The following is an 18628-nucleotide window of genomic DNA, read 5'->3' as shown; positions in this document are numbered from 1 at the left end:
GCCGATACAAATCGCCGCGAACGCCGACACAGTGCCGATACGCCACGGCGTTCGAATGGCCACACCCCAACGAGGAAGCCGCCATGAAGCCGTCCCGCCCCATCGCCGCCGCACTGCTCGCCACGCTCGCCGCCCTGCCCGTCCTCGCCCAGGCGCAGGCATCGGGCGTGCACCGCACCGACCTGCAACGCGAAACCCTGTCCGTTCCCGGCCGCGAAGTCGTGCAGGTCCTGGTCGCGCTCGATCCCGGCGTCGTCGCCGCCAACCATCACCATCACGGCGAGGAAATCATCTACGTGACCGAAGGCGCGCTCGAATACCGTCTGGAGGGCCGCGCGCCGGTGACGTTGAAGCAGGGCGACGTGTTGTTCATCCCGTACGGCGTGAACCACGAAGTCGTGAACGTCAGCAGCGGCCGCAGCGCGGAGCTGGCGACGTACGTCGTCGAGATGGGCAAGCCGCTGGTGGTGCCGGCATCGTCCCCGACCACGGCCTTCGACTCCGCCGAAGACATGCCGCGCCTGAATCTGAAGTTCGCCGACGAAACGCCGCTCAAGCCGACGCTGTTCGACTCGGCCACGGCGTGGGAAGACGAGCCCTGAGCGTCATCGCACCGCAGCGGGCTGGGCGACGCCGTCGAACCATTTCGCGTACGGCGTGTTCTTCACCAGCTTGCGGTTGAGATCCGGCGCGCCATCGGTCCACCAGACCGCGCCGCGCTCACCGAGCGCGACCTTCGCCGCGTCCACCTCACCGCGCGCCCGCGCCAGGCGTTCATCGTCGCCAAGGCGGCGTGCAGCGGCGACCTCGCGGCGCGCGTTCATCAGGCGCCGCGTCAGCGCATCGCGTTCGGCGGGCTCAAGCGACGGGTTCGCCGCGCGCCACAGGCGACCGCGGACGACGATGTAGCGCTGGTCGGGTGTAATCAGGACGGGCATGGCGCAGGCGATCGCTATCGGCGTGCAAGCGATACCCGCACGCGCGTCATGTCGCGGTGAGCGATGAACGACGCACGCGACGACCTCTTCCACGTTTCACGAATGCATCGTTTCTCTCGCGATCCATTCACATCGAGAACGCTACGTTCGTCGCGACGACCGAGGAGACCTCGTGAAGAAACAGATCACAGCACTGGAAAGCGCCGTCGTGCTGCATTCGGCGCAGATCCTGGCGATGGAATGCCTGCTGCGCGCGATGATCGTCACGCATCCCAATCGCGCCCAGCTGAAGGATGCGTTCCAGCGCATCGCCGCCGAGCTTGAGCAGCGCCTGGCCGATGCGGGCTTCGAGAACGGCCTCCCCGTGGACAGCGCGCGCACTCTCGTGGAGCCGTTCCACTCGCGCACCGACGACTGGATCACGTGGGTGGACCTGATCGCCGCCGAATAGCGGCTCGTCAATATTTCGGGTCGAGCGTCCAGCCCGTCAGCGCGAGGAACCGCTCGCCCATGGCGCGAACGGGGCCATCCTCCGGCGACCATTGACGCACCACGCGATAGCGCGTGCTCGCGCCTTCGACGACCCATTCCGAACCGTCCTTTCCCGCCAGCTCCCGCGGCACCGGCATCGTCCAGAGCCCGTCGGCCTCAAGCCCCTGTTCGAATGCATCGGCCTGCGCGGGCGTCAACGCGATCTCCGTGCGACGCGACAACTTTCCGGGCGCATAACCCCCGGCGCCGTCCAGCTGGGTCGCGATGACGCGGTCGCCCGACGCATCGCGCACCACGCGGACGGCGATTGGCTCGTGGAAGGTGCGCAACCAAAGGAAGCGATACGTCCGCGTTTCGGCCGAAGGCACGAGTGCGACTTCCCCCATCGCGTCGAGGTGTCGCGAATACTAACGATTGCGAAATTCGTCGCTGCGCGCGTCCGACGCGTCCAGCGAATGCGGCGGAAAGTGCTGCGCCTCAGCTGCGGTGAGGCCGACCAGTGCGGCGGCACCGATCGCAATGCACACGCCGACTACCGTGGATGCGATGACCGTATTCACAGGATTCCTCCATGGCGCGACGTATCCCATCGACGCCGAGCCCGCCCATTCAAACCGCCGACGGCGCACGCGGCGCGAACACGATGATCGCCGCGCCGATCAGGCACACGATGCTGCCGATGACGTCCCAGCGATCCGGCTTCACGCCTTCCACCTGCCACAGCCAGAGCAGCGACGCGGCGATGTAGACGCCCCCGTAGGCCGCAAACGCGCGACCCGCCGCACTGCTTTCGACCAGCGTGAGCAGCCACGCGAACGTCGCCAGCGACAGCACCGCGAGCGGCACCAGCCAAGCGGTCTTCCCCAGGCGCAACCACGCCCAGAAACCGAAGCAGCCGGCGATCTCGGCGAAGGCGGCGGCGATGTAGACGGCGGTGGTCCTGATCATCGATACGCGAATGTCAGCGCGTGCGGAACGCAACCACGCGGCCGTCGCTCTTGCTGGCGCCGGTGGTGACGTAAATCATGCGGCTGGCGGAGATCGCCACGTCGCCCGGCGTCGGACTTTCCCAGACCGCCTTCCGCGTATCCAGGTCGATCGCGTACAGCGCGCGGTTCGTGCTCACGAACAGCAGGTTATTGGTCACCACCACGTTCCGGTAGAACGACTCCGAACCCGGCGGCGTCCACGACCACAGCACGGCACCGGTGCGCTCGTTGATCGCTTCCAGCTGTCGCGGTGCCGAGTTCGTGGTGGCGTACACGATGCCCTTGGCGACCGCCGGATAACCGCCATACGACTTGACCGACGTCCAGCGCACAGAGGCGGTGCTGAAGGAATAGTTCTTCAGCGGTCGCGAAAAGTTGGAGTTCGAGCTCGCGCCACCGCCGCCAGGCACGACCACGCTGAAGGGCGCGGTGATGCTGTCGGGAAGTCCGAGCGCGGCGACGGCATGGTAGTCGGACTGGGAGATGGGGTAGTCCGGCGGCGGGCTGCTGATCGTCGCCAGCGGAACACCCGTGGCTTCGCTCATGACGTTGAGCGATACCCCGCCGTGGACGTACACCCGTCCCTCGTTGTCGACCGACGGCGTATTGAGTCCAGCCGAGCCGCCACCGCCCTGCCAGAGTTCCCGCCCGGTGATGGCATCGAAGGCGTAGACCACGCCGCCGTAGGTTCCGGCCTGGACGTAGGACTGACCGTTCTTCACCGTGGGTGCGAGCAGCTGCGCCCATTGCGTGCGGAAGGGCGACTTGGTGAGCAGATCGCCGGTGTACACGTTCAACGAGTACAGGAACGTCGCCTCGGTCTGCCCGGTTGTGGTGATGTACACGCGACCGTCGGTGACGGCCGGCGGCGACAGCGGCGGGTGATAGGAAGTCGGGGTAACCGGTGGGAACTGGCGGCGCCAGCGCATCGATCCATCGGTTTCGTTGAGCGCATACACGGTGGCGCCGCCGGTGCCGAAGGCTTCGCTCACCAGCACGCTGCGCTCCCACGTGGCGACGGGATTGATCGGGCCCAGCGCGCCGGTGGTGACCTCCGGCCGCGCCCACTCCCACGCCTTCGCGAACTTTGCCGGGTCGAGCGTCACCGCGACGTAACCATTGTGCGCGGCGGTGGCCTGAGTGGTTTCCCAGTCCTGCGTGCGCGCGAGGTCCACGGTATAGGCCACGGTGCCCATGCCATTGGCGAACGGCTTGGTGCACTGCACGTCCTCGCACGCACGCACGGTGATGATGCCGCTACTGCTGCCGGGGAGCACGGTGTTCGACAGCGGGAGCGAAAACGCGAACCGGCCCGGCGTGCTGGTGCGCGTCGCGGGCATCGCGAAGGTGGACTGGTTGTCGGACACCTGCAGGTACACCTGCGTCGATCCGAGATTGGTCGCCGACCAGTCGCCCGCGACCTCGGTCAGCGCGTCGTCACCGAAGGAAAGCTGCCGGGAGATCGTCGGCGTCGACACGGCGAGCCGAAGTTCGAGCGGCCCCGGCGGCGTGGTCGGGGTGGTGGGCGTCGTGGTGGGCGGTGCGGACGGCGCAGGCGTGGCGGCCTTGTCGCCACCTCCGCCGCCCCCGCCGCAAGCGGCCATCGCGGTCAGCACAACCATCGCGCCGATGGCACGTGTGATCTTCATGGTGATCCCCTTTTCCTTTCCCTGGCAGGTCCTGACGGAAGCGTCGACCCACTCCCCAGCGGGGCGACGTGCTGGCCGGACTATAACGGGTGCCAGTCCGCGCCGCGCGTGCCTACGGCGGCGCTCACTGGAACGCCAGCGTCAGCACGCGCAGTGCCTCGCGCGTGCGGCGGTCGCTGAGGTTGGTGTAGAGCATCACGTCCTGCGCGCGGATGGTTGGCAGCGACAGCAAACCGCCAACGTCGACCGTCCCCGCCGGCGCGGCGCGTCGTGCCAGCAGCGCGACTGCGAGGCCTGCCACCGCCGCGGCGCCGAGGATCGCGGCGCCCTTCCCGACGAAGACTTCGCGCCATTCGACACCGGCGCGATCGAGCGCGCGCACGGCCTGCGTGCGGACGCGGCACGATTCGCCCTGCGTCGCCAGCGGCAACGGCTGTCCGGCGCGCGGCTGCCAGTCGGCTGCGGCGAACCACGCGAACGGCTCGGCGAACACCACCCTGCCCCGCTTGCCGCGATCGTCGGGGCGCAGCACGAGCACGGCGTCGAGTTCGCCCTGCGCCTGGCTGCGCATCAGCTCCTGCGTGCCGCCGATGCGCATTTCGACCTGCAGGTTCGGATCGTGCTCGCGCATGCGCTTGAGCAGGGACGGAAGTTCGCTTCCGACCAGCTGCTGGTTGATGCCGATCGCCAGCCGCCGCTGTTCGGTGTCGAATGCGGCGGCGGCGCGATCGTGCGAGTTCACCAGTTCGCGCGCCATGCCGAGGAACGCCACGCCTTCGGCCGACAGGCGCACGTGGCGCGGCGTGCGTTCCAGCAGGCGACGCCCAAGCTGTTCCTCCAGCTTGCGCAGCTTGAGGCTCACGGCGGACTGCGTCGTGTCCAGCACGTCGGCCGCACGCGTGAAGCTCTGCAGGTCGGCCGCCAGCAGGAACGCACGCACGGCATCCACGTCCATCGCCTTGGTGGGCATCATTCGATTCCGAAATGGCAGATATCGTTCTAGATGGATTTTTCGAATCCATCAAGCCGCCCAGGATCGTGGGCGTTCCCTCCTGACCACGAGGCCACATCGCCATGAAACTGCTCACCGGCGCACTCGTCGCCATGCTTGCGGGGCTGGCCGCGAGCGACGCCCATCCGGCACCCGCCGCCTTCCCGCTGCAAGGCACCTGGACACTGGTCGCCGCCGACAAGCTCCTGCCGGACGGCACCACCGCGCGCGATTACGGCGAGAAGCCCAAAGGCAGGCTCATCGTCGATGCGCAGGGGCGCTATTCGCTGCAGATCTTCAAGTCAGAGCGCGCGCGCTTCGCTACCGACAACAAGGCCGATGGCAGCGTCGACGAAATGCGCTCGGCCGTGATGGGCAGCAGCACGCATTACGGCGCGATATCGATCGACCGATCGGCCGGGCTGCTCGTGTTCTCGATCGAGGGCTCGTCCTTCCCGAACTGGGAAGGCACGACGCAGAAACGCGAATACGCGCTCGACGGCGGCGAGCTGCGCTACAAGGTGCCGCCGCGCCCGGACGGCAGCGTGCCCGTGTCGGTGTGGCGGCGCGTCCGCTAGCCAGTGCAGAGAGGCTGCGCGACGCGCCTCTCTTCATTCCTCGAGTTCTTGCTGCACTGCCATCGCCCTGAGGGAGCGAATGGCCATGAGGATCACGCAGCTGGCCACTGCGATCGCAAACAGCCCCATTCCCAGACCCGTCAGGAAGTAGCTCGCCTGCCCCACCACATTCCCTTGTCCATCGTAGACGGGATGTGCAGCGAAGCCGTACTGCAGGTACATGTAGATCGGGAACGACAGTCCGCCGCCGACAAACACCAGCCCGATAGCCACCTGCATCCAGAGCAGCTTGCGTACGTGACGAACGTTGTTCACTGGTGTCATTCCGATCCGCTCCACGCCTCCACTAGCTCATTCGACAACATCAGATCGGATCGTCGATCGACTTCGCCAGCTGCGTGAACAGCTTCGGCCCCGTTTCGGTCATGTACCAGCAGTCTTCCATGCGGATGCCGAACTCGCCGGGGATATAGAGGCCCGGCTCGTCGGAGAAGCACATGCCCGGCGCGAGCGGCGTGCTGTCGCCGTGCACGAGGTACGGCGGCTCGTGGCCGTCCAGGCCGATGCCGTGGCCGGTGCGGTGCGACAGGCCCGGGAGGCGATAGCCAGGGCCCCAGCCTTCCTTCTCGTACATGGCGCGAACGGCGTCGTCGATCGCGCCCACCGGGACGCCCGGCTTCGCGGTGGCGAGCGCGAGTTCCTGCCCGCGCTTGACGGTATCCCAGACCTTGCGCTGCTTCGCCGTCGGCTTGCCCATCACCCACGTGCGCGAGATGTCCGACTGGTAGCCGTGCACCGTGCAGCCCACGTCCATCAGGATGACCGAGCCCTCGCGCACGGTCTGCGGCTGCTTGGAACCGTGCGGATACGCGCTGGCCTCGTTGAGCAGCACGAGCGCGAAGCCCGGCTCGCCGCCGAGCGCCGCAGTGGCGGCATCGATCATCGCGCCGAGTTCCTCGGGCCGCATGCCGATGCGCACGTTGTCGTGCACGTAGCGCAGCGCCGCGAGCGTGACGTTGTTGGCCGCCTGCATCAGCGCGAGTTCGGCCGGCGACTTGATCAGCCGCACGGCCTTCACCAGCGCGTCGCCCGACACGATGCGGTACGCGCCGGCGCTCGCCTCACGCACGCCATCGACGATGAACAACCGCGTGGTGGATTCGAACGCAATCGCACCGGACTTCACCCCGCGGTCGCGCAGCGCGCCCACGATGAGGTCGAACGGGCTTTCGTGTTCGTTCCACGGGCGCACGTCGCCGCTGACAGCCAGCGTCTCGCGAATCGACGGTTCCTCGAACGCCGGTGTCACGATGACGACGTCGCCACGCGCCGGAATCACCGCGGCCGTCGTGCGTTCGGAGCGATGCCACTGCACGCCGGTGAAGTAGTCCAGGCTCGAACCCGACTCCACGATCAGCGCGCCGATCTCCTGCTCGACCATCAGCCGCTGCAGCTTGGCGATGCGCGCCATGCGCTCTTCGGGCGAGATCGGCTTCGTGCCGACGGTGAGCGACGTCAGGCCGCTCACGCCCGCCGGCGCCGCCAGCGCCAGCCCGCCGGGAAGCATGAGGGCGCCCGAGGCGGCGACCGCGGCACTGAGGAAATCGCGACGACGCATGAAGCCTCCGGTGGGTGCTGGCGATGTTCGCAAGTATGCCGCGGGTGGCGAGGCGAAGCGGTGCGGCGTTACGCAGTCCTCGCCGCGGACAGACCAGCAGGTTCGCCGCCGTCAGTTCGGCAGGTTCGATCGGATGAGGGCCGCGGTGGCGGCAAGTTGGGCGGCCGATACCTGGACGCGTTCCCGACGTCGCGCATCGCCGCCCGGATCATGCGCAGTGCCCGCCTTGCGTCCGGCGCCCTCGAACGTCGCCAGTTGCGGCGGCCCGATCCCCCAGTCGCTGCCCTTCTGCCGCGGCACGACGTGGAAATGGAAGTGCGGGGTTTCCTGTCCGCTGTAAACGCCGTTGTTCTGGAACGTGAGGATGCCAAGCGGTCGGTAGCTCCTGACGAGTGCCTCCGCGACCCGCTTCGCCGCGCCCAGCACCGTCGCGCATTCCTCGGCCGAGAGATCCAGCAACGTCGCGACGTGCCGCCGCGTGATGACGCAGCACTGCCCCACTTCGAACTGCCACGGGTTGATGACCGTCAGCGTGTGTTCGCCTTCCTCGATGATCGCCCACCGGTCTTCGCGCCCCGCCACTTCGCACAGATCGCATGGGTCTCGTACGGGGAGCTCGATCATCTGGGGTCTCCGGTGGAGTCGAGATGGTGACTGTCGAGGGTCCGCTATCGGCCAGAAGCGGACCCTCGCTGCCTATGCGCCCGTGAGAATTTGGGAATCGCTCTCCGCAGCGGCGACCAGCCATTCCGACACGGTCCGGAAGCGCGCAATCTGGCCGGCGTCCTTGTGGCTCAGCAGCCACAGTTCGCGGTGCGACTCGACGCGGTCCTGCAAACGTGTCAGCCCAAGCCGGTCACCCACGACGCACGGCAGCAGCGCGACACCTACGCCGGACTCGCACGCGCGCGCGATCATCGCGATGGTTGTCAGGCGGATCACGCGCTGGGGATTGATCTTCTCCAGCCACTTCATCTCTGCGAGCCAAGAGAACTCGCGCGGAAAGGCGAGCCACGGGAGTGTCTTCCAATCTTTCCGATCGACACCCCGGAACGCCTCGCCGCCGTAGACGGCGAAACCGAGCGTGCCGATCTTCCGCATGCGAAGTGCAGCATCGGCCGTCGGACGATTCAGCCGGATGGCCAGGTCCGCTTCACGGCGGGTGAAGGAGACCTCTCGGAAGTCGCCCAGAAGGCTCACTTCCAGTCGCGGATGTTTCGACAGAAGCGCGGGAACGTGATCGACGAGCCAGTGGCTCAGTACGACATCGATGCCCGTGATGTTCACCGGGCCGGCCACGTCCTGCTGCTCCGCCCGGGTTTCCAGCACCATCGTTTCCACCCGATCGACGATCAGATGGGCGTGCTCCAGGAAGACGCGCCCCGCCTCCGTTGGCCGGTAACCAGACGGGTCGCGTATGAATAATCGGATGCCCAGCGCCTGTTCTGCTGCCGCCAACCGGCGGCTCACCGTCGAGGTGACCAGCTCCAGGTCCCGGGCGGTCTGCGCCATGCTCCCGGACTCGGCCAGCTTGCGCAGGAGCGGTATGTCATTCCAGTCGAAATTCATGGTGTGCCCACGGAAACCGCCATGCCAGATCGCGTTGCAATTCTGCACTGCGTGCTTGCAAGTTTAGGCATTCCCGCAACGGGAACGGAAGCGTAGAAATGTCGCCACGGACGCGGTCGGTCACCCATCACGCAGTCCGAGCTTCCTTCTCCCCCGTACAGGAATCGACGTCATGAAAACCATGCTCCTTGGCAGCCTCCTGATGGCCGCCTCCCTCTCCGCCCCCGCTTTCGCCCAGAACACCGCGGCCACCGCCGAGACCCGTTATGTCCAGGTCGATGGCGACCGCATCGCCTACCGCCGTATCGGCTCGGGCTCGCCCATCGTGCTGGCGAACCGCATGCGCGGCACGCTCGACACGTGGGATCCGCTGTTCCTCGACACGCTGGCCCGCAACCACACCGTGATCACCTTCGACACCCCGGTGCTGGCTACTCCAGCGGCGTCCTGCCGGACGACCTAGGGAAGGTGTCCCGCTTCGTCGACCGGTTCGCAACGGCCATCAAGCTGGACACGTTCGCCATGGCCGGCTGGTCCTGGGGTGGCTTCACGACTCAGACGATACTTCTGGACAAGCCCGACCGCGTCACGCATGCCGTGTTGATCGGTACGAATCCTCCGGGTCCGGGTCAGATTCCGATCCAGCAGGTTTTCATCGAGCGCGCGCTCAAGCCGGTCAACGACCTCGCCGACGAGGAGGTGCTGTTCTTCGATCCCTCCTCGGAGTTCAGCCGCCAAATGGCGAAGGAATCGCGCGACCGCATCTATGCCCGTCCGGACGTTGTGTCGAAGATCCCGTCCACCATGGACAAGATCCAGACCTACCTGAAGGCCGCGGAAGCCTTTGGGCAGGATGCAACAGGGCGTCGTGCAAAGTTGACGCAGACGCGTACGCCGATCCTCGTCATCAGCGGTGATCGCGATACGAGCACGGCCGGCCAGAACTGGTTCCCGCTCATCGGACAGATGCGCAACGCGCAGTTCGTGTTCTATCCCGAATCAGGCCACGGCCCGCAGCACCAGTATCCGGAGCTGTCCGCTCAGTACATCACCGACTTCATTGCCCGCACGACGAAGTGACCGCACGGGCGCCGAACCGGCGCCTTCAGGAGAAACGATCATGCGTTACCGAATCTTCGGCAACACCGGCCTGCGCGTTTCCACGCTGGCGCTAGGCACCGGCAACTTCGGCAAGGGCTGGGGCTACGGCTCCGAACAGGACGAAGCGCGCCGCATCTACACCGCGTACCGCGAGGCTGGCGGCAACTTCATCGACACTGCCGACCAGTACCAGTTCGGCCAGTCCGAAGCGATGCTGGGCGAGTTCATCGCCAGCGACCGCGATGACATCGTGCTGGCGACCAAGTTCTCGCTCGGCGATGCACCCGACGCCGGCCTGCAGCGCAGCGGCAACAGCCGAAAGGCGATGCTGCGTTCGGTCGAATCCAGTCTGAAGCGTCTCAAGACCGACCGCGTCGATCTGCTTTGGGTGCACATGCCGGACGGCGTGACGCCGATCGACGAGATCGCACGTGCGCTCGACGATCTCGTGCGTAGCGGCAAGATCCTGTACGCCGGGCTGTCCGATTTCCCGGCTTGGCGCGTAGCGACTGCGGCGACGCTGGCGGAAGCGCGCGGCTGGTCGCCCGTCGCCGCGGTGCAGCTGGAATACAGCCTCGTCGAGCGCTCGGCCGAACGCGAACTGTTGCCGATGGCGGCGGGGTTCAACCTGGGTACCGTGGCGTGGTCGCCGCTCGGCGGCGGCCTGCTGACGGGCAAGTACCGTCGCGGTGAAACGGGACGCGCACAGGGCCTGGGCGTCGTCATCCACGGCGAAAGCGATGCACGCAAGACGGCGACCGTCGATGCGGTTCTCGCCATTGCGGAAGAAGCAGGCGTGTCGCCCGGCCAGGTGGCGATCGCGTGGGTACTTGCGAAAGGCGTGCTTCCGATCATCGGGCCGCGTACGCACGAGCAGCTCACGGACAACCTCGCTTCGCTGGACGTGACACTGAGCGCGGAGCAGATCCGTCGACTGGACGAAGCCAGCGCCATCACGCTCGGCTTCCCGCACGATGTCGTGGCGGAGACGGCTCCTGCGTTGGCCGGCGGAAAGCTGGACCTCATCGACTGGCCGCACCGCGCCATTCGCTGATGATTGGAATCAGCTAACTGGATGGGACGTCCGCTTTGGGTCGAAAGCGGACGTTAGCATCCGCGAGCTTTCGTGCCGACGTCTGCGGCGCATCTTGGCCGGCGCACCGTCTGCAGGCCGGTGCGCGGCATAGCCGGATTACGTCCGCTCCGGCGGTGACTCGCCGGATGACCAGCGGAGTTTCATGTCGCGCAGCGCGTGATCCAGGTCGTTGCACAGCGTCTGCAGGACGTGGAAGAGCGTGGGCTGGGGCATTTCGAGTTCCGCGTCGTCGTGGCGCACGCGGGCGGCGGTGAGGCGGGCGAGCAGCGACAGCTGGTCGCGGGTGCGCGACACGATGTCGCGCGCGGGGTCGCTGATGACGTAGCAGAGGGTCCGGGCCGGCGCCGGACGGGACTTCGTTGGCATGAGTCGCTCCTTTGACTGCGGTGCCCCTGCGGCGGAATGCCGCAGGGGTGCCGGGAGGCTAAGAACCGCGCATAGTCGGCGGGCAGTTTTCCCCTTGCGGGTGTTGTATGGCTGCCGCCCTCCCGACGCAGAACGACTGCGTCGAGTTTGCGCCCGGTTGAGTTCGGGCACAAAAAACCCACCGGTTTGACGGAGGTGGGTGCCGCTATGCGCGGAGTTCTTAGGCTCCGGGAGCGAGTGTTCCGCCTCGCGTAGAGCGCGATCAATGCGACGAAGTCGCGAACGGTAGCGGCGTCTCACATTCGTGATGCGCGGGATGGGCACGCGGCCTGTACAGCCCGACGTCGAGCCGTGGCGCAGCGCCCAGTGCTGAAGCGTGACGTGCCAGTTCCAAAGACTCGTGCGCCAGCCTTTGAACGTGGCGCACGAGTGATTTTGCCTCGCACGCGAGTCTTCGAGCCTGGCGCGCCAGGCTCCGACACTGGCGCACGAGGCAAATTTACTGGCGCGCGAGTTCCTGAGCCTCGAACGCCAGTCCCGAACACTGGCGCGCCAGCCAATTTGCCTCGCGTTCCAGTGTTCATCACTCGCACGCCGGCCTCCGGCACTGGCGCGGCCTGAGGGGGCCGCCGCAGGGGACGACGACTACGCCTCGGTAGCGCGGCCGAACGCCAACGCAGTCGCCTTGCGATCGCCCGCCAGGGCGCCGCGCATGCGTTCCTCGGTGAGCGGCCGGACCACCCACGTCACCGACACCGCGCCGAACCCGGTCTGCGCGATCGCGATGGCAACGAAGTACGACGGGCCGGGCCCGACGCAGTAGCAGCCCGGCTGCCGACCGTCGCGGCCGAACGTCCGCTTTCGGCCAGAAGCGGACATCGCTCGCAGGAACCTTCTCATGGCGCCTCATGCCTCGACCGCCATACCGGATGCGGACGCGTGCTGGGAACTCTCGTGCTCTGAGATTCGTCCGGGAAGGCGCCTCGCCTGTCTTGCCGCGGTCAACGCGACCTGGCGCGACGCTTCCTGCTCGAAATCTTGAGTGGGTCACTCTTCACTATGATCCAGCAGTCCGCGAGATAGAGGGCGACTGCGACTGGAATGCACAGCACAAGATAGATCATCGGCTTCGCGTCGGCACCGACGCTGGCTCCCCTAATGCTTTCGATGAATGGCGACAAAAGCAGCGGGGTGGTGAGGAACGACCCAAGGTAATACATGGAGAACACCAGATATCTGAAGAAGAAACGGCGCAGTGGTTCCGGACTGTTGATGGACTCGGTTGATAGCAGATACCCACCGATATAGAGACGTCCGAACGTTCCGGCGGCACCAGCGAAGAACGTATGGGCCACCAACAGGGTGTACAGGGCTGACGCTTCTTCGGACATGCCGTTCTTCATCTCCTTTGCATGCCGCCCTTGATGCGGGCGCGGTATCCGTGCGGGCAGATCCCTAAGTGTGGATTCCATCGACGCCGTTGCGAATGTCCGCTTAGGGTCGGAAGCGGACATTAGCACCGACGCACCCGCTCCACTCGGCCCAGTGTCCGCTATCGGGCAGGAGCGGACATCAGCTGATGCCTCGGCCTGAGCGACTCTGTGGCGGAGCAACGCGAAGCGGGTGCTCCGGGTTATCCCGAATGAACCCGTCCACCTCAGACAAATGGTCGGGCAACGGCGGTCCATCTGCGCTGCGGTAACTGGAGAAGCGGAAACCTGCGTCAAAGAGCGCCTGGACCTTCGCCCACTGCTCTGTGTCCTTCGTAGGCGGGGCCTTGAACGATCGACCCATCTCATGAAGCAGAGCACTGCAGTTCGGGCAGGTTGATGTGAAGGCTGGACGCGGTGCGACCTTGAAGCTCTTTCGGCAAGCAAAGCACGCGTGGGCAATCAGGTACTGAGGGCTTGGCATGCGAAGGGTTCGTACGGCGACCGGCGGTAGAGCTAGTGTGCCTCGAATGTCCGCATCGGGTCGGACGCGGACATTATCACCGGGACAACCATCTCCGCCGAGGTGACTGCCGTCTGGAGTCAGGTGCATCGTCGATCTCCCGCCTGGGAGTTGGACATGGACATGAGCGAAAACTTCGTCCCTTGGAACAAGGGCAAGATCGTTGGCCGGAAAGCACCGCTCCGGCTCCGTGACATATGGGCCATTAGGGTGAGGCTTCAGCTCCGCGGCAGCTGCCGAGAACTAGCGCTGTTCAACCTGGCCATCGACTCGAAGCTTAGAGCCTGCGATCTGCTTTCGCTTCGAGTGCAAGACATCTGCCACGGCCAGACCATCGCGGCCCGAGCGACCGTGCTTCAGCGCAAAACCGGGCGTCCGGTCTGCTTCGAAATTACTAGTCTGACGCGAGACGCTATCGCTGCGTGGCTAGCGGCCCAGCGTATTGGCGGCAACACCTTTCTTTTCCCGAGCCGCATTCGACAAGTCGCCCATCTGTCGACGCGGCAGTACAGCCGAATCGTCCACCGTTGGGTCTCGGAGGTCGGCCTCGACGGCAGCGCGTATGGCACCCATTCTCTACGGCGTACGAAGGCGGCACTAATCTACCGCCGGACGAAGAACCTCCGTGCAGTTCAACTGCTCTTAGGCCACACAAAGCTGGAGAGTACTGTTCGCTACTTTGGCATCGAGGTAGACGACGCCCTTGAACTGGCCGAGCAGACTGAGGCCTAGGGTCGACGCGGCCAGCGAGCCGTGATGGCCCGCTGGTCGCCATATAGCGCCGGTGATAACGTCCGCTTTCGACCCAAAGCAGCCAGTCGTATGAGCCCAGCGTCTCCATGGAGGAAGAAGGGCCTGGTGGCGGGGATATTGCTTTTCGTCCTCGGCGCAGTTCTCTCCATCACTTTGCATGAAGCACTTGGGTACCTGATGTACCTCGGGGCTATCGTCTTCGTTGTCGAGGGCGCTCTTTGGTTGAAGGCGAAGTATCTGTAGGCGCGACACGTCCGCTTCTGGCCGATAGCGGACGTTAGGCCGGGACGCCCGGCGGCCGGGCTGCTAATGTCCGCTTTCGACCCAAAGCGGTCATTGAGGGTTGGGCATGGAGCAGCCAGACAAGCTTTACGAAGCAGACCCAGTTAGTTACGCGTGCCTTGCGGAACGACAGACTGTCTCCCTTACGCCTCTCTGGTACTTGGACACGGAGCAAGGAGCTGAGGGCCAGCTCAGCCCAATGTGCACAAGGGCAATTTGCTCATTCGCCGGTGCTTGCGAATCACTCGCTACTGGTCGCTGCCCCCTAACTGTCGGCTACGGGGAGGCTCTGAATCGATTGGGGGTTCGAGTCATGCACAATCGTCCCACCTATTCTCTTGGCGAGAAGAAGGGTCAGCTCGTTGCAGTGAGTGACCCACGCCCGGGGGGCTACGCCATTTGGTTTGGTCGTATAACGGTCCTGGCCTCAGACGATGACGCTGGGGCCTAGCAACTTCTTCAGCGCGAAGCCGCTTCATGGCTCGCTTTAGTAGCGAATGTCCACTCGTAGCCGTTAGCGGACGTTCGGACAGGACGGCCCGCGTCCGGGCTGCTAATGTCCGCTTTCGACCCAAAGCGGACATTGGCGTCGGACCAAACTGGTCATCTAATCAATGGTGGGCGTCAGGCATGAGCATCGTGGATGAGATTGGGCGGCGTCTCGGCGTTCTAGCTTCACGCGCCGCACAGGATCGGTACATGGTGAATGCGACGTCAGATCAATACCTCCTCCCGGTAGAGGCCATCAATGATGCGCAGGACGTGATCCGCGCACTCAGTGGTTCCGGTCCCATCTCTGCGCTTGAGGGTATGGAGTCAAAAGCCAGGGAAGCAGTGCAGAAGTTTGCGCTTGCTTGGCGGTCAGAAGAGAACCAGATTGACGCCATGCTCGAGTTGCCGTGGGATGAATTGGTCCTGCGCAATCAGCACTGGCACGCGCTTCGGGGAGCCGCACAGCTGTGCCTCGTCGAGATTGGGTTTGATCTGGCTCAGTGGGAGCGAGACGAAAGCTATGTGGCTTGAAACCTCGATCAAGCGGAATCAAACCTCCTCATCGCACGGCCCATGAATGTCCGCTTCTGGCAGATAGCGGACGTTCGGAATGTCTCAGCGCCGCACCGGCGCCGCTGTCGACCGCACCAAGTCAGCCGTCCCAGAGCTGGGCGTCAGGTAGGTCTGCCCTGACCGGCCTCCCTTCATTTATCGGCCTGGCCATGCCGTACGTCGGCCGACGAGGTGACGACCGGACTGTGGCGCGTTGATCGTATGAGGATAGGACCGCGTTCGACGGGAGCGTCTATGGAGCCGTCTCGTGACGAACTTGAACGCCGCTTGGCTGCGCTGGACGAAGCCATCGTCATGCTGCGCGCCGAGTTCCCAAGCCGCGAGCAACTGCGCACTGCATTCGTGGCAGCGGCCGACGACATCGTCGCCATTGCTGGGCAGCACCGGGCCCACGTCCTCGCGCGATTGCACGGGATTCTAGTTGCGAACGGACTTAACACGCCGGAGACCAACTCAGCGGTGACCTAGAGCTCGCAGCCGTCTGCCCTTCCCCAGCTCTCGCGCGCATAGAGGCGAACGTCACGCCATCGCACCTTGTCCGCATGCGCGCTAGTTTTCCAACCGAGTTGCAGATGGGGCTCGAGTTCGTCCCAGTCCAATTGCGGAAGCTGTTCGCGGGCCATACGGCCGAGTTGCTGTGCAAATGCTCTCTCACCTTCCGACGGGGCAGCCATGGCGACTCTCCAGTGGGCGTGGCGATTCTACCTCCGCTGCCGGGTCCGCTTGTCGGAAGACGATTATGCGTTCATGAGCGCGCCCATCGCCGCGGCCAGCCGCAGACGTGCAAGTCGAACGGGCTTCAATGCTAGTGTTCGCTTTCGACTCGCAGAAGACGGTCATCACCGCTGAGCATCACTATCTCATCACTGAGTGTCATTACAAGAGGATGACGCAATGCCGGTGTGGTGAAGACGATGCCTTCAATGATTCACGTCGTGGACGACGAACCCGCCGTCCTACGTGGTTTAGCACGGGGACTGGAAGCAGCCGGTTTCAGGGTGACCGGGAGCAGTTCCGCGAGAGAGTTTTTGGCTCGCTACGACGCCGCTGAATCAGGCTGCGTCGTGATCGATCTGCTGATGCCCGGGATGAGTGGACTAGACGTTCAAGCGGAACTTGCACGACGTGGAATTACGCCCGCTTTTGTCTTCATCTCTGGCGCCGCCGACATTTCGTCCGCTACGCGCGCAATGAAGAGCGGCGCGATAGATTTTCTTGAGAAGCCAGTCGACCTCGATGTCCTAGTCGAGGCTGTCAATGCAGCAATCGAGAAGGATGCGACGATCAGACATGGCCAGGCCCAGACAAATGATGCACGAGCGCTGCTGAGCGTGCTGACTGCGCGCGAACGGGAGGTTCTTGCCCGCGTCTTGGCCGGCTCATCAAACATTGCCATTGCGGATGAGCTGGGGATTGCTGTCAAGACTGTTAAGGTTCATCGCGAGCATCTGCGTTCAAAGCTGGGTATGCGGTCCACAGCTGAACTTATGCGGCTCGCACTTGCAGCAAAGTTCTGGCCACTTCCGGAGTTGCCACGCGATTCTCGCTCGAAACTACCGAAGGGTTGAGGTTTCAAGAATGCAACGAGGCGGGGAGGCGCGCACGTTCAAAAGACGGAACCGAAGTGCAGGCACTTCACCCCCATTCCTTGCCAGCGGAAGCCTGCGACCCCGGAATACCTCAATCACCGCTGGACCGGCGTGTGAATGTGGTAGCGCCAGCGTCTGCTAATGGCCGATAGCGATGGGATGGACTCCTCCTCACCTTGGTACCCGATGGGTGCCAGACTGAATTTGCGAAGACAGTCGCGGCGAGAAGGAGTCCACCATGAACGAGCTTATGCGCATTGGGGTCGACTTGGCCAAGAACGTGTTCCAGGTGCACGGCGTGGATCGCCAGGAACGGCCGGCGTGGTGCAAGCGGTTTCCTCGTGACCGCTGGTTGCAGGCGGTGACCGAGGCAGCGCCAGCGGGCTGTGAGATTGGAATGGAGAGCTGCAGCGGCGCCCATCACTGGGCCCGGCGGCTGCAGGCCCTGGGCTTCCGCGTGAAGTTGATCGCTCCGCAGTTTGTGAAGCCTTACGTCAAGAGCAACAAGAACGACGCCACGACGCGGAAGCGATCTGTGAGGCGATGAGCCGACCGTGCATGCGCTTCGTCTCGGTGAAATCGGTGGAACAGCAGGATATCCAGGCCGCTCACCGCATTCGTGCAGGCTTGGTGGAGCAGCGCACGGCCAAGGCCAATCAGATCCGCGGCTTGGTGGCTGAGTACGGACTGGTCGCTCCGAAGGAGTTGCTATCGCTGCGTCGGGCGATTCCACGTTGGCTGGAGGATGCCGACAACGGGCTTAGCGATCGTTTCCGGCATCTGCTCGAAGGGCTGTGGCACGACGTACGTGCCGTGGATGAACGCGTCGCCGAACTCGACACGGACATCGCGGCCATCGCGCAAAACGATCCGGACGCGCGCAGGTTGCAGCAGCTACGAGGCGTTGGCCCGATGATTGCCACCGCGCTGGTGGCTGCGGTGGGCGATGCACGGCAATTCGCCAATGGCCGTCAACTGTCAGCGTCGCTAGGCCTGACACCGCGTCAACACAGTTCCGGCGGCAAGGAGCGATTGCTGGGCATCAGCAAACGCGGCGATGCTTATCTGCGCTCGCTGCTGGTGTATGGCGCGCGGGCGATGCTGCGAACGGCAAGGCGCAAAGAGGACCGACTCAGCCGATGGGCATGCCGGCTGGCCGAACGGTCACACCCGAACGTCGCCTCCGTGGCCTTGACCAACAAAACTGCGCAACGGCACCGACTATCAACCGGACCTGGCTGCCGCCTGACGCCTAGGAGAGCCCCCACAGATTGCGAGCAACCTGCAGATGGCAAACCGGTCGGACCGGCGTCGGCAAACCCCTAAATGTCCTGGTGCGCAAGCACGTGTTAGCGATTGGGAGCCGGCGCGCGAATAGCCCATCAAGGCCCAGCATCGAAGCGATGCAGCAGTCCGAGGCCGGATATACGTGCGCAGTCGACTAGGGCGCCGAACGCGGAATGCTTGCAGCCAGAGGAGGAGTCCATATACGGACATTCGGCCTGGTTGGCGCCGCACAGACGCCGCCGCTGGCGGCTCGCTTCAAGCCAGGACCATCACAGGGTGGTGGCGTAAGGTGAGGCTCCCCAGCTAGGTGAA

Annotated in this window: 22 protein-coding genes and 1 pseudogene; 11 read left to right on the top strand and 12 right to left on the bottom strand. The window is 64.8% G+C overall.

The features are described from left to right. The first annotated feature begins 83 nt into the window (after nucleotides 1-83). Nucleotides 84-602 (top strand): cupin domain-containing protein, encoded by a 519-nt coding sequence (locus tag GOY17_RS02700; RefSeq protein ID WP_157029228.1) that lies wholly within the window; start codon nucleotides 84-86, stop codon nucleotides 600-602. 3 nt (nucleotides 603-605) lie between these two features. Here the strand turns inward: GOY17_RS02700 and GOY17_RS02695 are convergent, their stop codons facing one another. After that, nucleotides 606-950, bottom strand: coding sequence for a hypothetical protein (locus tag GOY17_RS02695; protein ID WP_425482319.1), 345 nt, complete (start codon nucleotides 948-950; stop codon nucleotides 606-608). 160 nt (nucleotides 951-1110) lie between these two features. Between GOY17_RS02695 and GOY17_RS02690 the strand changes: the two genes are divergently transcribed. Then, nucleotides 1111-1389, top strand: coding sequence for a hypothetical protein (locus GOY17_RS02690; RefSeq protein WP_115841209.1), 279 nt, complete (start codon nucleotides 1111-1113; stop codon nucleotides 1387-1389). A 7-nt stretch (nucleotides 1390-1396) separates the two neighbouring features. Here the strand turns inward: GOY17_RS02690 and GOY17_RS02685 are convergent, their stop codons facing one another. From GOY17_RS02685 to GOY17_RS02670, 4 genes are all read right to left on the bottom strand, one after another. Then, nucleotides 1397-1798: a hypothetical protein gene (locus tag GOY17_RS02685; protein ID WP_157029226.1), complete on the bottom strand. Its 402-nt coding sequence runs from the start codon at nucleotides 1796-1798 to the stop codon at nucleotides 1397-1399. A 241-nt stretch (nucleotides 1799-2039) separates the two neighbouring features. Then, a complete protein-coding gene (locus GOY17_RS02680) occupies nucleotides 2040-2378 on the bottom strand; it encodes a YnfA family protein (protein WP_157029225.1) in 339 nt (112 codons plus the stop codon). Nucleotides 2379-2391: 13 nt separating this feature from the next. Then, nucleotides 2392-4068, bottom strand: a complete 1677-nt coding sequence (locus tag GOY17_RS02675) for an outer membrane protein assembly factor BamB family protein (RefSeq protein ID WP_157029224.1) — start codon at nucleotides 4066-4068, stop codon at nucleotides 2392-2394. A 124-nt stretch (nucleotides 4069-4192) separates the two neighbouring features. Beyond that, complete coding sequence (locus GOY17_RS02670; RefSeq protein WP_157029223.1) at nucleotides 4193-5038, bottom strand: LysR family transcriptional regulator; 846 nt, start codon at nucleotides 5036-5038, stop codon at nucleotides 4193-4195. A gap of 104 nt (nucleotides 5039-5142) precedes the next feature. Here GOY17_RS02670 and GOY17_RS02665 point away from each other — a divergent pair, with 104 nt between their 5' ends. After that, entirely contained in the window at nucleotides 5143-5637 is a 495-nt protein-coding gene (locus tag GOY17_RS02665; protein WP_157029222.1) for a lipocalin-like domain-containing protein, read from the top strand. Between the two features lie 33 nt (nucleotides 5638-5670). On the opposite strand, the gene GOY17_RS02660 is transcribed toward GOY17_RS02665, so the two are convergent. The 4 genes from GOY17_RS02660 to GOY17_RS02645 form a co-directional block, all read right to left on the bottom strand. Continuing rightward, nucleotides 5671-5952 carry a hypothetical protein gene (locus GOY17_RS02660; RefSeq protein ID WP_157029221.1) on the bottom strand — a complete coding sequence of 94 codons (282 nt, stop codon included), beginning with the start codon at nucleotides 5950-5952 and terminating at the stop codon, nucleotides 5671-5673. 49 nt (nucleotides 5953-6001) lie between these two features. Beyond that, nucleotides 6002-7255, bottom strand: coding sequence for a M24 family metallopeptidase (locus GOY17_RS02655; protein WP_157029220.1), 1254 nt, complete (start codon nucleotides 7253-7255; stop codon nucleotides 6002-6004). A gap of 111 nt (nucleotides 7256-7366) precedes the next feature. Further along, nucleotides 7367-7879 carry an HIT family protein gene (locus GOY17_RS02650; protein ID WP_157029219.1) on the bottom strand — a complete coding sequence of 171 codons (513 nt, stop codon included), beginning with the start codon at nucleotides 7877-7879 and terminating at the stop codon, nucleotides 7367-7369. 72 nt (nucleotides 7880-7951) lie between these two features. Then, nucleotides 7952-8824 (bottom strand): LysR family transcriptional regulator, encoded by an 873-nt coding sequence (locus GOY17_RS02645; RefSeq protein WP_157029218.1) that lies wholly within the window; start codon nucleotides 8822-8824, stop codon nucleotides 7952-7954. A gap of 172 nt (nucleotides 8825-8996) precedes the next feature. Between GOY17_RS02645 and GOY17_RS18705 the strand changes: the two genes are divergently transcribed. From GOY17_RS18705 to GOY17_RS02635, 3 genes are read left to right on the top strand one after another with little or no spacing between them, the layout of a single operon-like run. Continuing rightward, nucleotides 8997-9287, top strand: coding sequence for an alpha/beta fold hydrolase (locus tag GOY17_RS18705; protein WP_198173794.1), 291 nt, complete (start codon nucleotides 8997-8999; stop codon nucleotides 9285-9287). Between the two features lie 5 nt (nucleotides 9288-9292). Then, nucleotides 9293-9904: an alpha/beta fold hydrolase gene (locus tag GOY17_RS02640; protein WP_232338510.1), complete on the top strand. Its 612-nt coding sequence runs from the start codon at nucleotides 9293-9295 to the stop codon at nucleotides 9902-9904. Between the two features lie 40 nt (nucleotides 9905-9944). Next, complete coding sequence (locus GOY17_RS02635) at nucleotides 9945-10979, top strand: aldo/keto reductase (RefSeq protein WP_157029217.1); 1035 nt, start codon at nucleotides 9945-9947, stop codon at nucleotides 10977-10979. A gap of 138 nt (nucleotides 10980-11117) precedes the next feature. Here the strand turns inward: GOY17_RS02635 and GOY17_RS02630 are convergent, their stop codons facing one another. The 3 genes from GOY17_RS02630 to GOY17_RS02620 form a co-directional block, all read right to left on the bottom strand. Beyond that, nucleotides 11118-11387: an XAC0095 family protein gene (locus GOY17_RS02630; RefSeq protein WP_157029216.1), complete on the bottom strand. Its 270-nt coding sequence runs from the start codon at nucleotides 11385-11387 to the stop codon at nucleotides 11118-11120. A 645-nt stretch (nucleotides 11388-12032) separates the two neighbouring features. Further along, nucleotides 12033-12266 (bottom strand): hypothetical protein, encoded by a 234-nt coding sequence (locus GOY17_RS02625; RefSeq protein ID WP_157029215.1) that lies wholly within the window; start codon nucleotides 12264-12266, stop codon nucleotides 12033-12035. A gap of 122 nt (nucleotides 12267-12388) precedes the next feature. Next, a complete protein-coding gene (locus GOY17_RS02620) occupies nucleotides 12389-12778 on the bottom strand; it encodes a hypothetical protein (RefSeq protein WP_157029214.1) in 390 nt (129 codons plus the stop codon). A 679-nt stretch (nucleotides 12779-13457) separates the two neighbouring features. Here GOY17_RS02620 and GOY17_RS02615 point away from each other — a divergent pair. The 5 genes and pseudogenes from GOY17_RS02615 to GOY17_RS02595 all read left to right on the top strand — a co-directional run bounded on the left by GOY17_RS02615 (nucleotide 13458) and on the right by GOY17_RS02595 (nucleotide 18355). Then, complete coding sequence (locus GOY17_RS02615; protein WP_157029213.1) at nucleotides 13458-14072, top strand: tyrosine-type recombinase/integrase; 615 nt, start codon at nucleotides 13458-13460, stop codon at nucleotides 14070-14072. A 933-nt stretch (nucleotides 14073-15005) separates the two neighbouring features. Then, entirely contained in the window at nucleotides 15006-15398 is a 393-nt protein-coding gene (locus tag GOY17_RS02610) for a hypothetical protein (RefSeq protein WP_115841202.1), read from the top strand. A 309-nt stretch (nucleotides 15399-15707) separates the two neighbouring features. Next, nucleotides 15708-15908, top strand: a complete 201-nt coding sequence (locus GOY17_RS02605) for a hypothetical protein (RefSeq protein WP_157029211.1) — start codon at nucleotides 15708-15710, stop codon at nucleotides 15906-15908. A 467-nt stretch (nucleotides 15909-16375) separates the two neighbouring features. Further along, nucleotides 16376-17008, top strand: coding sequence for a response regulator transcription factor (locus tag GOY17_RS02600; RefSeq protein WP_198173791.1), 633 nt, complete (start codon nucleotides 16376-16378; stop codon nucleotides 17006-17008). Between the two features lie 259 nt (nucleotides 17009-17267). Continuing rightward, nucleotides 17268-18355, top strand: a pseudogene (locus GOY17_RS02595) (IS110 family RNA-guided transposase). Nucleotides 18356-18628: the final 273 nt, after the last annotated feature.

The organism is Lysobacter soli, assembly GCF_009755585.1.
Taxonomy (GTDB): domain Bacteria; phylum Pseudomonadota; class Gammaproteobacteria; order Xanthomonadales; family Xanthomonadaceae; genus Lysobacter_J; species Lysobacter_J soli.
The sequence above is the reverse complement of the archived record's forward strand: the minus strand, read 5'-3'. Positions and strand labels throughout refer to the sequence as shown.